This is a genomic window from Achromobacter xylosoxidans, assembly GCF_002192695.1.
Lineage (GTDB): Bacteria > Pseudomonadota > Gammaproteobacteria > Burkholderiales > Burkholderiaceae_B > Achromobacter > Achromobacter xylosoxidans_C.
The window spans coordinates 145,276-158,011 of sequence record NZ_MTLG01000075.1; the positions used below are offsets into that span (position 1 = coordinate 145,276).

The window sequence follows — 12,736 nt, forward strand, 5'->3', positions numbered from 1 at the left end:
TGTCAGTCGTTCGGGCCCGTGACGCGAGTGCTCCCGCGTTCCCGGCCGCCGCCGCGGGCTTCGGATTCCAGGTACAGATTGCGCAAAGCGTGCGAACAATCCAGGGTTGCGCGCACCAGATGCTTGGCAACCGCCGCTTCCGTGATACCCAGCTTTTCCGAAATTTCGGCGCGGCTGTAGCCGTAGGCGCGGAACAACAGAAAGACCTGCATCCGCCGGGCGGGCAGGGACGCCAGCACAGCGGCGACGCGCTCGACCATCTGGCGCTGCGACACGACTTGTTCGGCGGAAGGCGCCATCGCTTCGGCTTCCAGCGGTCCATGCAGGGCCAGCCAGTTCTGCGAGACCTTGCGGCGGCGCGCCTCATCGATGCAGAGATTGTGGGCGACGCGAAACAGCAGGCCGCGCAAGGATTCGATCCCAGGGCCATTCTTGCGGGCGTTGCTCAGGCCGTTGGCGTAAACGCGCTCGAAGCTCGCCTGGGCGATATCGGCGGCGTCGTCCGGGTTGCGCAATTGGTAGCTGAGATGCCGCTGCAGGTCGCGGTAATGGGCAAGCAACTCGTCGACGAATCCGCGTACCGTCGAGGGGGCTGCGGGCTGCTTGGGGGAGCGAGTTGGAGAGGATGCGGACATCGGAACGGGAGAAAAAGCGGCTTCGGCCCGGTACGCACAGCCGTGGCCATTCTCAATAATGATTCCTATTATTGTTAATAAGGTCCTGGGCCGCAAGCAATCGTTTACCCGGCGGGTCATACGCATGCTTGGCGCCTTGAGCGAGAAGGCGCACACGATGTGCCAAGACCGGGTTCGGACATTGACGTCGCATGCGCGTTTTGCGTGGTTCAGGAGGCCGGGTTGGCCGCCCCTTCCAGAAAGAGCTTCTGCACCATCGACGCCATCCCGAGCGGCGCAATTTCCCCGCGCTGGGCGGCATCCATCGCCGCATACAGCAAGTAGTCGTACGCCCTGACCAGCCACAGGGATGGCACGTCTATGCGGAACACGCCTGCCTTCTGGCCATTCAGGAAGAAGGTCTCCAGCGCTTCTCCGTAAAACGAGGGTATCGGTACGTTGGCGTCCTCGGTCCTCGCATCGATCACGCGGATCCACTCGGCGTGGTTCCAGAACAGGTAGTACTCCCGGCCCTGGACCACCGCCTCGGTCAGGCGCTGCAGCGCCGCCGCATGGGGCGGCGTCTCCAGGTCCGCCCGGGCCAGCGCATCCTGCAAGTGTTGGGTGGCCCGCTCCATGAGCAGGTCGATGACCCCCTCGCGGGTAGGCGATATCCGGTACAGCGTGGCCTTGCTGATCCCGGCGGCGCGCGCCAACTGTTGCAGGTTCGCCCTGGGCTGTTGCGACACGGACAGGGCCAATGCGCGAGCGAGTTTGTCGTCGAGGCCTTCAGACATGGGGTTCTCCTGGCGACCGATGTTGATGAGTCTTTTTGAATTCAGGTGTGGTGAAAAACACACGCATAAAGTCTACTACGAATCTTAAGAATCTAATAAATATCTAATGAATCAATATTGACTCATTTAAATCCAATAAGTACTATCGGGTCCTCGATCGCCTCAGCCTGAGGCGGCAATGGATGTCAGAGGACTACATGACCCGATTCAGAGCCAGCGCCATGGCGCTATGCCTACTCGCCGTTCTCGCCGGGTGCGGCAAGCAAGACCCGCAAGCGGCGCAGGTGCCGCCCGTCGAAGTGCAGCCGCTGGTCATTGCCCCCCGGGCCCAGGCGATCATGGTCGACTTGCCCGGGCGCATTTCACCTGTGCGCGTGGCCGAAGTGCGCGCCCGGGTGGCGGGCATCGTGCAGAAGCGCCATTTCGAGGAAGGGGCCACGGTCAAGGAGGGCGATCTGCTGTTCACGATCGAGCCGGCGCCATTGGACGCCGCGCTGGGACGCGCACGAGGTGCGCTGGCGCGCGCTCAGGCTCAGGTCAAGCAGGCCCAGGCGCTGGTCGGCCGCTACCAGCCGCTGGTGAAGATCGAGGCCGTCAGCAAGCAGGAATTTGACGACGCCGTGGCCGCGCTGCAGACCGCGCGGGCCAATCAGCAATCCGCCGAGGCGGACGTCAAGACCGCGCAGCTGGACCTGGGCTACGCCAGCGTGCGCGCGCCCATCTCGGGCCGCATCGGCCGCGGCCTGGTGACCGAAGGCAGCCTGGTCGGCCAGGGCGAATCGACGCCCATGGCGCTGATCCAGCAGATCGATCCCATCTATGCGGACTTCCGGCAGCCCGTCAATGCGGTGCTCAAGCTGCGCGAGGCGGCCGCGGGCGGCCAGATGCAGGCGGGCGGCCAGGCCGAATCGGCGGTGAGCGTGCGTGTCGACGGCACGAACTACACGGCCCAGGGCAAGCTGCTGTTCGCCGACGTCTCGGTGGATCCGGGCACGGGCCAGGTGTTGCTGCGCGGCGAGTTCAGCAATCCCGACGGATTGCTGCTGCCGGGCATGTACGTGCGCGTCAGCTCGGAGCAGGGCAGGGACCAGAACGCGATCTTCGTGCCCCAGCGCGCCGTGATGCGCGGCGCCGACGGGCAGGCCAAGCTGTTGTTGGTGTCGGCCGAGGGCCAGGCAGAGGAGCGCGCGGTGCAGACCGGCGCGATGCAGGGTACGGAGTGGCAGATCACGCAGGGCCTGGCGGCGGGCGACAAGGTCATCGTCGACGGCGCCGCCAAGATCCCCGCCGGCACGCCCGTGACCGTCAAACAACCTTGAGTCCGGACGGATCACATCATGCCGAACTTCTTCATCCAGCGGCCCAACTTCGCGTTGGTCATCGCGATCTTCATTTCCCTGGCGGGCCTGCTCGCCATCTTCGCGCTGCCCGTGGCGCAGTACCCCAGCGTTGCGCCGCCGCAGGTCATCATCAAGGCGACCTATCCGGGCGCATCCGCCGAAGTCATCAACAACACCGTCATCAGCCTGATCGAGGAAGAACTCAACGGCGCCAAGGGCCTGCTGTACTACGAGTCGCAGAGCAACAGCTCGGGCGTGGCGGAAACCACGGTGACGTTCGAGCCGGGCACCAATCCGGACCTGGCGCAGGTGGACGTGCAGAACCGCATCAAGCGCGTGGAATCGCGCCTGCCCCAGGCGGTCATCCAGCAGGGCCTGCAGCTCGAGCAAGCCAGTTCCAGCTTCTTGCTGATCTACGCGCTGACATACAAGGATGCGGGCAAGGACCAGGTCGGCCTCGCGGACTACGCAGCCCGCAACATCAACAACGAAATCCGGCGCGTGCCGGGCGTGGGCCGGGTGCAGATGTTCGCGGCCGAACGGGCGCTGCGCATCTGGATCGATCCGGCCAAGCTGGTCGGCTACGGCTTGTCGGTAGACGAGGTCAACAAGGCCATCGCCGCGCAGAACGTCCAGGTCTCGGGCGGCTCCACGGGTGAACAGCCCAGTCCGGCGACGCAGGAAATCACCGCCAGCATCATGGTCCAGGGCCAGCTCACGAGCATCCCGGAGTTCGAAGGCATCGTGCTGCGCGCCAATCCGGACGGTTCCACGGTGCGCCTGGGCGACGTCGCCCGCATCGAGCTGGGACGCCAGGACTACCGCCTGTCCAGCCGCCTGAACGGCCAGCCGGCGGCGGCCATGGGCGTGCAGCTTGCGCCAGGCGCCAACGCGCTGGAAACCGCCAAGGGCATCAAGGCGCGCCTGGCCGAACTGTCCAAGAACTTCCCCGGCGACATCGAGTACAGCGTGCCGTTCGACACCTCGATCTTCGTCGAGGTGGCCATCTCCAAGGTGTTGATGACGCTGGCCGAGGCCGTCGTGCTGGTGTTCCTGGTGATGCTGCTGTTCCTGCAGAATTTCCGCTACACCCTGATCCCGACCATCGTCGTGCCCATCTGCCTGCTGGGTACGCTGGCGGTGATGCTGCCGCTGGGGTTCTCCGTCAACATGATGACCATGTTCGGCATGGTGCTGGCGATCGGCATCCTGGTGGACGACGCGATCGTGGTGGTCGAGAACGTGGAACGTTTGATGGCCGACGAGGGCTTGTCGCCCAAGGAAGCGACCATCAAGGCCATGGGGCAGATCAGCGGCGCGATCGTGGGCATCACGCTGGTGCTGGCGGCGGTGTTCCTGCCGCTGGCCTTCATGACGGGCTCCGTTGGCGTGATCTACCGCCAATTCTCGGTGTCGCTGGCCGTGTCCATCCTGTTCTCGGGCTTCCTGGCGCTGACCCTGACGCCGGCGCTCAGCATCCTGTTGCTCAAGCCGATCGAGAAAGGGCACCACGAGAAGAAGGGCTTCTTCGGCTGGTTCAACCGGGTATTCGCGCGCATGACCGAGCGCTATTCGGCCACCAATGCCCGCCTGCTTGCCCGCACCGGCCGCATGATGGTGCTGTACGCCGCCCTGGTAGGCGCGTTGGGCTACGTCTATGCGAGCCTGCCGTCGGCCTTCCTGCCGACCGAGGACCAGGGCTATATGAATACGGACGTGCAGTTGCCGCCAGGCGCGACGCTGTCGCGCACGCTGGAAACGACCCAGCAGCTGGAAGACTACCTGGGCACGCGCCCGGCGGTCTCGGACGTGCTGACGCTGCAAGGCTTCAGCTTTTCCGGGCAGGGCCAGAACGCGGGCCTGGGCTTCGTGATGTTCAAGGATTGGGCCCAGCGCGCCAAGGGCGAGTCGGCCATGGCCGAGGCGGACCAGGCCAATCAGGCCCTCGCGGGAGTTCCCGACGGCGTGCTGTTCTCGGTGGTGCCGCCTTCGGTCGAAGGCATGGGCAATTCCTCGGGCTTCGCGCTGCGCTTGCAGGACCGCGCGGGCCTGGGCCGGGACGCCTTGCTGTCGGCCACCGAAACCCTGATGAAGAAGGTGTACGAGAATCCCCAGGTCTTCTCCTACATCCTGATCGAGGGGCTATCCGATGCGCCCGAGCTGGACCTGCGCATCGACCGCAACAAGGCCGAGGCCCTGGGCGTATCGTTCGACGCCATCAATTCGGCGCTATCCACCGCGTTCGGCTCGGCGCTGGTCAACGAGTTTCCGAACCAGGGCCGCATGCAGCGCGTCATCGTGCAGGCCCAGCCCGAAAGCCGCGATACGCCGGAATCGCTGGCCAAGCTCAACGTCCTCAATCGAGCAGGCGAGCTGGTGCCGCTGGAGTCCTTCAGCGAAATCGGCTGGAAGCATGGTCCAGTCCAGTTGATCCGCTACAACGGCTATCCCAGCATCAAGCTGATCGGCGATGCCGCGGCCGGAGGCAGCACGGGCGACGCGATGAAGGAAATCGAACGCCTGATCTCGGGATTGCCTGCCGGCATCGGCTTCGAGTGGACCGGCTTGTCGTTCCAGGAAAAGGCCACGGGTTCGCAAGCCCCCATGCTGCTGGCGTTGGCGCTGCTGGTGGTGTTCCTGGTGCTGGTCGCGCTGTACGAAAGCTGGAAGATCCCCGCGTCGGTGCTGTTGATCGTGCCGGTGGGCGCGCTGGGCGCGGTGGCCGCGGTGATCGTGGCCGGCTTGCCCAACGACGTGTATTTCAAGGTGGGGCTGGTAACCATCATCGGCCTGGCGGCCAAGAACGCGATCCTGATCATCGAGTTCGCCAAGGACCTGCATGAGCAAGGCCGCTCGTTGAAGGAGGCCGCGATCGAAGCCGCGCGGCTGCGGTTCCGTCCCATCGTGATGACCTCGGTGGCCTTCATCCTGGGCGTGGTGCCGCTGGTGATCGCAACGGGCGCGGGCGCCACCAGCCAGCGCGCCATCGGCACGGGCGTGCTGGGCGGCATGCTCAGCGCCACCATCCTGGGCGTGCTGTTCGTGCCCGTGTTCTTCGTCTGGACGCTATCCGTGTTCAAGCGCCGCAAGGCGCAGCCCGCGCCCAGCCAATTGGCGACCCATCAAGCAGGTGAAAAGTGAAAGCGATGAACCTTACCCTCATGCGGCTCAAGCCGCTGGCCGCGGCCGCCGCTGTCGTGGCAATGCTGACGGGTTGCGCGCTGGCGCCGACCTATGAGCGCCCCGCGTCCCCCGTCGCCCAGCAGTGGGGCGCCGAAGGCCAGGCGGACTTCGCGTCCGAACCGGGCTCGGCCGCGGCCACGCTGGACTGGCGCGGCTTCGTGACCGACCCGTCGCTGCGCGGGCTGATCGAAACCGCGCTGGCCAATAACCGGGACTTGCGCCGCGCCTTGCTCAACGTCGAGGCGGCGCGCGCGATGTACCGCGTGCAGCGGTCCGAACAGCTGCCGTCCATAGGCGCCCAGGCCAGCGGCTCGCGCCAGCATAATCCGGCGGATCTGAATGCCAACGGCACCTCCGGCGTGCAGAGCGAGTGGCGCGCCGGCGTGGGCGTCACGGCTTTCGAGCTGGACCTGTTCGGCCGCGTGCGCAGCCTGTCGGAGGCGGCGCTGCAAGAGTATCTGGCCACCGAGAACGGCGCGCGCAGCGTCCGCATCAGCCTGGTCGCGGAAGTAATAGACGCCTACCTCACACGCGAAGGCGCGCGCCAACGCGGCCTGCATACCGAGCGCACGCTGGCATCGCGCGAGCAGTCGTTGCAACTGATCGCGCGGCGCCGCGCAGAAGGCATCGGGAGCGCCTTGGACTACGAGCAGGCGAAGGGCCTGGCGGACCATGCGCGCGCCGATCTGGCGCGCATGGAGCGACAGTACCGGCAGTCGACCAATGCGCTGACGCTGCTGGCTGGGGTCAGCGACATGAGTCCGTACCTGGCGCCCAATGACGGCGCCGCGCCCATGCTGGTGCAGCAACTGCGTGCAGGCACGCCGTCCGAGCTGCTGAGCAACCGGCCGGACATCCTGGCCGCCGAGCATCGCTTGCGGGCGCGCAACGCCGACATAGGCGCTGCGCGCGCGGCATTTTTCCCGCGGATTTCGTTGACCGGCATGTTCGGCAGCGCCAGCGCGGACCTGTCGGACCTGTTCTCGGGCGGCCAACGCGCCTGGTCCTTCGCGCCGCAGATCACGCTGCCCATCTTCGACGGCGGCCGCAACCAGGCCAACCTGGATCTGGCCCGGGTCCGCAAGGACGCGGCGGTGGCCGAGTACGAACAGTCCATCCAGACCGCGTTCCGCGAGGTCATGGACGGGCTGGCCGCAGCCGACACCTTGCGCAGGCAGGAGGACGCGCTGCGCGCGCAGACCGACAGCAGCCAGATCGCGCTGCGCCTGTCCGAGGCGCGCTATCGCGGCGGTGTGGACAACTATCTGCGCTACCTGGATGCGCAGCGCAGCGACTTCGCCAACCAGATCGCGTTGATCGAAGTGCGTACCGAGCGCCAGATCGCCTTGGCCTCGTTGTATCGCGCCTTGGGCGGAGGGTGGCGCGGCGATGAGTAGGAACACGCATCGAATCGTCATCGTCGGCGGCGGGGTGGCCGGCCTGGATCTGGCGTCTACGCTGGGCCGGCATTGGAAGTCCCCGAGCCATGAGCCGCCTGCCGTGACGGTGACGCTGGTGGATCGTGGCTACAGCCACATATGGAAGCCGATGCTGCACACCATTGCGGCGGGAACGCGCGATGTTTCGCAGCAGCAGACATCATTCATCGCTCATGCGGCAAGCGCTGGCTTCATGTTCCAGCCTGGCGAAATGCAGGGATTGGACCGGGGCGCACGCGAAGTGTTGCTGGGCCCTGTCTCAGGTCACGATGGCCGTGTACTGGTTCCAGCGCTCGCCGTCCCGTACGACACGCTGGTACTTGCTGTGGGCAGTCAGGCGCGGGATTTTGGCACGCCTGGGGTTGCGGAGCACTGCTGGAAGATCGACTCCCTGGATCAAGCGAACGCGTTCAATCGTGAATTGGGCTGCTGCATGCTGGAGTGCCTGGCGCAGGATAAGAGGCTCGATATCGCCATCGTGGGCGGCGGCGCGACGGGAGTGGAGCTGGCGGCGGAACTGGTGCAGCTTGCACGGATCGCGGAAAGTTACGGCGCGCGGGGAATGGTCAAGCGCATTTCGATCACGCTGGTCGATAGCGGCCCGCGTTTGCTGCCCGCCTTTCCGCAGGATATTTCAGCGATGGCCGCCGAACGGCTGGCGTCGTTGGGCGTAACCGTGTTGCAGAACGCGCGGGTGAGGGCGGCGCACGCCGGCGGCTTCAGCCTGGACGATGGCAGGGAAGTCCCGGCCTCCCTGAAAGTATGGGCTGCCGGCGTGAAGGCGGCAGACTTTCTGCAGGGAATCGCCGGGCTTGAAACCGATATGGCCAACCGCTTGCGGGTGATATCCACGCTGCAGACCACGCTGGATGAACGCATCTACGCCATGGGAGATTGCGCCAGCCATACGTCCGGCGAGTCGGGCCTCCCGTTGCCCCCCACCGCGCAGGTAGCGAGCCAGCAGGCGCGATACCTGGCCCGGCATTTGCCGCGCGCGCTGTCCAAGCGCGGGGAGGCCAGGCCATTCGAGTATCAGAACTTCGGGGCCCTGGTCTCGCTGGCCGACTACGACGCCTACGGGTCGTTGGGAAAATTCGGGTTCTTCAAAGGCGCTACGTTCCGCGGCAGGCTGGCGCAAATCAGCCATGCGATGCTCTACCGGCAGCATCAGGCGCGCGTGCACGGCTTCTGGCGGGGCGGCTTGCTTTGGATGGTCGATGCGCTGAATCGAGGGCTGCGGTCTCGCATGCACATGGACTAGGGCCGCGATGATGAAAGAGGGTTGCGTGATTTTCTGTGACGACGATGCTGTTTCTGGCCGCTAGCTACTTGCTGATCTACGCGAACCTTGCCACGGCCCTGCGTTGGGCGACCGAACCGCTTGATCGCCGCTCGGCGCTTTTGGGAAGCGGCCACGCGGCGGCGGGTTGCGCGGCTATGCTTGGCCTGCTGCTCGGCACCGAGGTGGTCGGCCCGGTTGCTTGGACCGAGCCGTATACGGAGACGCAGAACTGGTCGCCTGCGGCATACTTCGCGTCCGGGCTGTTGAGCATGATGCTCCTGATCGCTTCGAATCCCTTGCGGAAACTGCCCGACCGATCGCGCGGCGCCACCGCTTTCAGGACCGGGGCGTTGTGGGTGACGGCGATTGCCGGCCTGTATGTTTGCCTGGCTGTTTTGGACCACGCGTATTTTTTCCGTGATTCCGCGATGGCGCGCAATGTCCGGCCCGAATTGGCCGACGAAGGACTGGAGTGCGTGGGCGATACCTTGCTGGTCCGGCTGGAAGAGGGCGCGGCAGAATACAGGTGTCCGACCTCGGTGCTATTCGGCCAGCATTATCGCGAGGCTTTCGCCCCGTGGCCGGGCTATGAAACCGGAGCTAGCGTCCGGCTCAAGCAGCGCCTGGACGCAGGAGGGTAAGGGAAGGGCGTCATGCGCTCTGGTCCGAAGCCGCGGCCGGGCCCTTGGGCGGACGCGCCCTGGACAGTTGCACGTTCATGCGCGGCATGGAAGGTTCCAGTCCGGCCTGGTCCAGCCGGCGCCGCAGGCGCAGGTTGAAGGCGCGCTGGACTTCCCATTGCCGCAGCGGCGCGGTCTTGAAGCGGAAACGCAGGATGGCCTGGCCGTTGTCGAAGCTTTCGACTCCTTGCTGTTCGATGGGGGACCACAGGAAGGGATAGATCGCCGGATCGGTGCGCAGCTCCATGGCTACCTCGCGGACCAGCGCCACGGCGTCGTCGATCGGCATGGTGGCCGGCACCGGCCAGCGGAACATGGCGTAGCCGAACTCGCGCGAGTAATTCTTGATGGTCTTGATCTCGCTGAACGGAATCGTGTGCACCACGCCATCCAGGTCCCGCAGGCGCACGGTGCGTATGGTCAGGCCCTCGACAAACCCAAGGTGATTGCCCACGTCCACATAGTCGTCGATGGAAAGGGAGTTCTCGATGATGATGAACAAGCCCGTGATCAGGTCGGCCACCAGAGATTGCGCGCCGAAGCCGATGGCCAGGCCGATGACGCCGGCGCCGGCCAGCAGCGGGGTGACGTTCATGCCCATGTTGGCCAGCGCGACGATCACGGCAATCACGAAAATAGTGGCGAGCAGGACGTTGCGGATCAGCGGCAGCATGGTCAGCGCGCGGACGTTGGCCCGGTTCTTGCCGCTGGTGCCCAGGGCGTGCTGCAGCGCGGTGTCCGTGAGTATCCATATCAGCCAGGCCACCAGCAGGGTGCCGACGAAGCTCGCCACCTTGGGACCGATCGCCGATCCGCTGCTTTCCATGAGCTCGATCAGGGACATGCCCAGCACGCGCAGGCCGATTTCCAGGAACACCAGCAGGTTGGCAACCCAGAGCAAGGTGTAGCCGAAGTATCTGAGCTGTCCCAGGTAGGCCGTGCGCCGATTGGCGGCACGGCTGGAACTCAGGTAGGCGCGGCGGATGATGCCGCTGACGGTCATGCCCGCGATTGCCACCAGCGCGCAGAGCAGGGCGCGGCGTATCACCTGATCGCTGTCGTCGGCGGTGAAGAGGGTGGTGAACAGCGAGATCCCCACCAGGATGAGGAATGGGATGAACCACAGCGGCCCGATCAGCCGCAACAGCTTGTGCAGTCCTTGGCGCTTGGCGCGGCGCTCTCTGGGCTGGTTGCGGATCAGGTGCGTGACGGGGCGGCGGAACCGCAGGATGAACAGCGCGCTCAGCGTCGCGGCGGCCACGTTGGCGAGCAGGCCGGCGAATTGCGCGATGCCGAGTCCGAACACGCTGGTTATCTCGGGATCGTGCAAGGCGTCGCCCAGGGCGGCCAGGCTGCCTATCAGCCAGAGCGGCAAGGCCGCGCGCCGCTGCAGGATGTCCAGCGCCCGGCCGCGGTGCGGGCCGTCCAGCAGGGTCAGGGCGATCAGACAGAGCGAAGAGAACAAGGCGCCTGCAAGCAACACGTAGGCCAGCACCAGGGCCCCGAGCCGGCCCACGGAGTCCGGCGTCAGGACGGAAAGGGAGAGCATGATCACGAAGGCGATGGCCCAGGGCGCCAACTGCCGCGCCGCCAGCCAGAGCAGCTGGCGGGTCTTCGGACGGCCGGGCGCCGTGTCCGCCGGCGCCCGACGGCGCTCGAGGCGCCGGCCTATCCAGCGCAGCGCCAGGGCCAGGCCGGCCCAGATCGCCAGAACGACCAGGAAATCGGCTATCAGCGTGGGCCACTCGCGCCATGCGGGCAAGCCGGTGGCGAGTTCGGCGCGCGCCTGCCGGTACAGCATGCTCCAGCGGGTCAAGGCGCCTTCGGGGCCGTCCAGGCGTCTTTCCAGGCTTTCAGCGGTGTCGCGGATGAGGGCGAGGATGCCGTCCTTTTCGTTCTCCGCGCCTGGCTTGGTGGCATCGCGCAGTTGCTTCAACTGGCCCAGGAGGTCGGCGCGTTGCTTGTCGTTTTCCAGCGTCTGGATGACCTGATCCAGCGACTGGTTCAGCTGTGCGCGGTCGACGGGTTTGGCGGCAGTCGATCCGGTCAGGCTGGGTAGCGCCGCGGATGAGGCCGGAGGGAAACCCAGCATCAATACGAGGAGTATCAGCGGCAGGTACAGGCGGATATGGCGCAGGGTTGAAACTCGCAAGATCGTTTCCCTGATGATGATACGGCTACGTTTTAGAGGAGTCCCGGGCGGGACGCAAGGTTTAGTCTCTCGGTCGGCAGCGGCGTGATCAGCGTCTATGGGGTGACCTGGCTTGGCCTACTTAATATACGCATAATGTGTATTATGTAAAGTGAAAGATTGGCCCCTAAAGAGGAAACCGTCCCCTCATGCGGATAGCACTTTCAGCTTGCCGAGGCAGTCAACCCGTCGTTGATGACGCCCGCCTTCAAACTGCGTGTTCAGGAATGCCCTGACGCAGTCGCATGCCACCTCGAATCCCACGATTCTGCTGCCGAGCGCCAGCACATTCGCGTCGTTGTGCTGGCGTCCGAGACGCGCCATGGTGGCGTTGGCGCAGAGCGCGGCTCTGACGGCTGGGAATCTATTGGCGGCCATTGAGATGCCTATGCCCGACCCGCAAATCACGATTCCTTGCCGCGCTGCTCCTGTCGTGATCACCTCGCCCATCGCAAAGCCGAAATCGGGATAGTCCACTGAGTCTTCGCTATTCGTACCCAGATCGAGCCAATCCACAGCGTCAAACGCCTTCTTCAACTTTTCCTTCAGTTCGTATCCCGCGTGGTCGGATGCAATGGCAATTTGCATTGTTCTATCTCGCATGCGTGCTGATTCTTATCGGGTGAAGCAGTAATCGTATGGCGGAGAGTCCGGTCCAGGCGCCCCGGACGGGATGGCTCGTCTGGCTTCAGGCGCCTACCGCGATGATGACGCTAGATGCCTTGAATACCGCGCTGGCTGGCTTGCCGACGGTCAAATTGAGTCGTTCCACGCTGGCGTTGGTGATGATGGACGCGATCTCGGCGCCGCCGCCGGCCTGCACGATGACTTCGCTGTTGACCGCGCCTTTCTCAATGGCCTTGACCACGCCTGTGATGCAATTGCGGGCGGATACTTGCGTCGCCGAGACATCGACCATGAGAAGGACCGACGATGCCTTGACCAGCGCCGTGGCTGTCTTGCCCTTGGAGAGCTCCAGGGAGAGCGAGCTGTTATGGGTGATGATCGCTACGATCTCCAGGCCGCCGGTGGTGCGCAGCACGACTTCGTCGTTGACCGAGCCTCGCGTGACGGTTGTGACTTCGCCAGAAAACTGATTGCGGGCGCTGGTTTTCATGAGGGACTTCCTTCAATTGGTTGCCTTGTATTGGCGGTCGGTTTGGCTAACGCAGGGGCGACGGCCAACGGTTCGGACATGGTACCTATTCAA

The 12,736-nt window shown here is 65.0% G+C and carries 10 protein-coding genes; 5 read left to right on the forward strand and 5 right to left on the reverse strand.

The window, feature by feature from the left end; all coding sequences use genetic code 11:
* Nucleotides 1-2: 2 nt before the first annotated feature.
* Together BRO63_RS14960 and BRO63_RS14965 are read right to left on the reverse strand one after the other, a co-directional pair.
* Nucleotides 3-635 (reverse strand): RNA polymerase sigma factor, encoded by a 633-nt coding sequence (locus BRO63_RS14960; RefSeq protein ID WP_088140520.1) that lies wholly within the window; start codon nt 633-635, stop codon nt 3-5.
* 209 nt (nt 636-844) lie between these two features.
* Nucleotides 845-1,411 carry a TetR/AcrR family transcriptional regulator gene (locus BRO63_RS14965; RefSeq protein WP_088140521.1) on the reverse strand — a complete coding sequence of 189 codons (567 nt, stop codon included), beginning with the start codon at nt 1,409-1,411 and terminating at the stop codon, nt 845-847.
* Nucleotides 1,412-1,608: 197 nt separating this feature from the next.
* Here BRO63_RS14965 and BRO63_RS14970 point away from each other — a divergent pair, with 197 nt between their 5' ends.
* The 5 genes from BRO63_RS14970 to BRO63_RS14990 are packed head-to-tail and all read left to right on the forward strand — an operon-like array spanning nt 1,609 to nt 9,296.
* A complete protein-coding gene (locus tag BRO63_RS14970) occupies nt 1,609-2,730 on the forward strand; it encodes an efflux RND transporter periplasmic adaptor subunit (protein ID WP_088140762.1) in 1,122 nt (373 codons plus the stop codon).
* Nucleotides 2,731-2,748: 18 nt separating this feature from the next.
* Nucleotides 2,749-5,892 carry an efflux RND transporter permease subunit gene (locus tag BRO63_RS14975; protein ID WP_088140522.1) on the forward strand — a complete coding sequence of 1,048 codons (3,144 nt, stop codon included), beginning with the start codon at nt 2,749-2,751 and terminating at the stop codon, nt 5,890-5,892.
* Nucleotides 5,893-5,897: 5 nt separating this feature from the next.
* Nucleotides 5,898-7,331, forward strand: a complete 1,434-nt coding sequence (locus BRO63_RS14980) for an efflux transporter outer membrane subunit (RefSeq protein WP_088140523.1) — start codon at nt 5,898-5,900, stop codon at nt 7,329-7,331.
* The gene (locus tag BRO63_RS14985) at nt 7,324-8,634 is read left to right on the forward strand and encodes an NAD(P)/FAD-dependent oxidoreductase (protein ID WP_088140524.1); all 1,311 of its coding nucleotides are present in this window, start codon (nt 7,324-7,326) and stop codon (nt 8,632-8,634) included. The genes BRO63_RS14980 and BRO63_RS14985 overlap by 8 nt, the downstream gene beginning before the upstream one ends.
* Before the next feature lie 44 nt (nt 8,635-8,678).
* Nucleotides 8,679-9,296: a hypothetical protein gene (locus tag BRO63_RS14990; protein WP_088140525.1), complete on the forward strand. Its 618-nt coding sequence runs from the start codon at nt 8,679-8,681 to the stop codon at nt 9,294-9,296.
* Between the two features lie 10 nt (nt 9,297-9,306).
* Here the strand turns inward: BRO63_RS14990 and BRO63_RS14995 are convergent, their stop codons facing one another.
* The 3 genes from BRO63_RS14995 to BRO63_RS15005 form a co-directional block, all read right to left on the reverse strand.
* Nucleotides 9,307-11,487, reverse strand: a complete 2,181-nt coding sequence (locus tag BRO63_RS14995) for a mechanosensitive ion channel family protein (protein ID WP_179215103.1) — start codon at nt 11,485-11,487, stop codon at nt 9,307-9,309.
* 186 nt (nt 11,488-11,673) lie between these two features.
* On the reverse strand, nt 11,674-12,114 hold the full coding sequence (rpiB, locus tag BRO63_RS15000; protein ID WP_218824097.1) for a ribose 5-phosphate isomerase B: 441 nt from the start codon (nt 12,112-12,114) through the stop codon (nt 11,674-11,676).
* 100 nt (nt 12,115-12,214) lie between these two features.
* Nucleotides 12,215-12,643, reverse strand: coding sequence for a TOBE domain-containing protein (locus tag BRO63_RS15005; protein ID WP_088140528.1), 429 nt, complete (start codon nt 12,641-12,643; stop codon nt 12,215-12,217).
* Nucleotides 12,644-12,736: the final 93 nt, after the last annotated feature.

Coding starts and splice junctions, on each gene's coding strand:
- BRO63_RS14960 (WP_088140520.1), bottom strand. CDS start 635: ATGTCCGCATCCTCTCCAACTCGCTCCCCCAAGCAGCCCGCAGCCCCC.
- BRO63_RS14965 (WP_088140521.1), bottom strand. CDS start 1,411: ATGTCTGAAGGCCTCGACGACAAACTCGCTCGCGCATTGGCCCTGTCC.
- BRO63_RS14970 (WP_088140762.1), top strand. CDS start 1,609: ATGACCCGATTCAGAGCCAGCGCCATGGCGCTATGCCTACTCGCCGTT.
- BRO63_RS14975 (WP_088140522.1), top strand. CDS start 2,749: ATGCCGAACTTCTTCATCCAGCGGCCCAACTTCGCGTTGGTCATCGCG.
- BRO63_RS14980 (WP_088140523.1), top strand. CDS start 5,898: ATGAACCTTACCCTCATGCGGCTCAAGCCGCTGGCCGCGGCCGCCGCT.
- BRO63_RS14985 (WP_088140524.1), top strand. CDS start 7,324: ATGAGTAGGAACACGCATCGAATCGTCATCGTCGGCGGCGGGGTGGCC.
- BRO63_RS14990 (WP_088140525.1), top strand. CDS start 8,679: ATGCTGTTTCTGGCCGCTAGCTACTTGCTGATCTACGCGAACCTTGCC.
- rpiB (WP_218824097.1), bottom strand. CDS start 12,114: ATGCAAATTGCCATTGCATCCGACCACGCGGGATACGAACTGAAGGAA.
- BRO63_RS15005 (WP_088140528.1), bottom strand. CDS start 12,643: ATGAAAACCAGCGCCCGCAATCAGTTTTCTGGCGAAGTCACAACCGTC.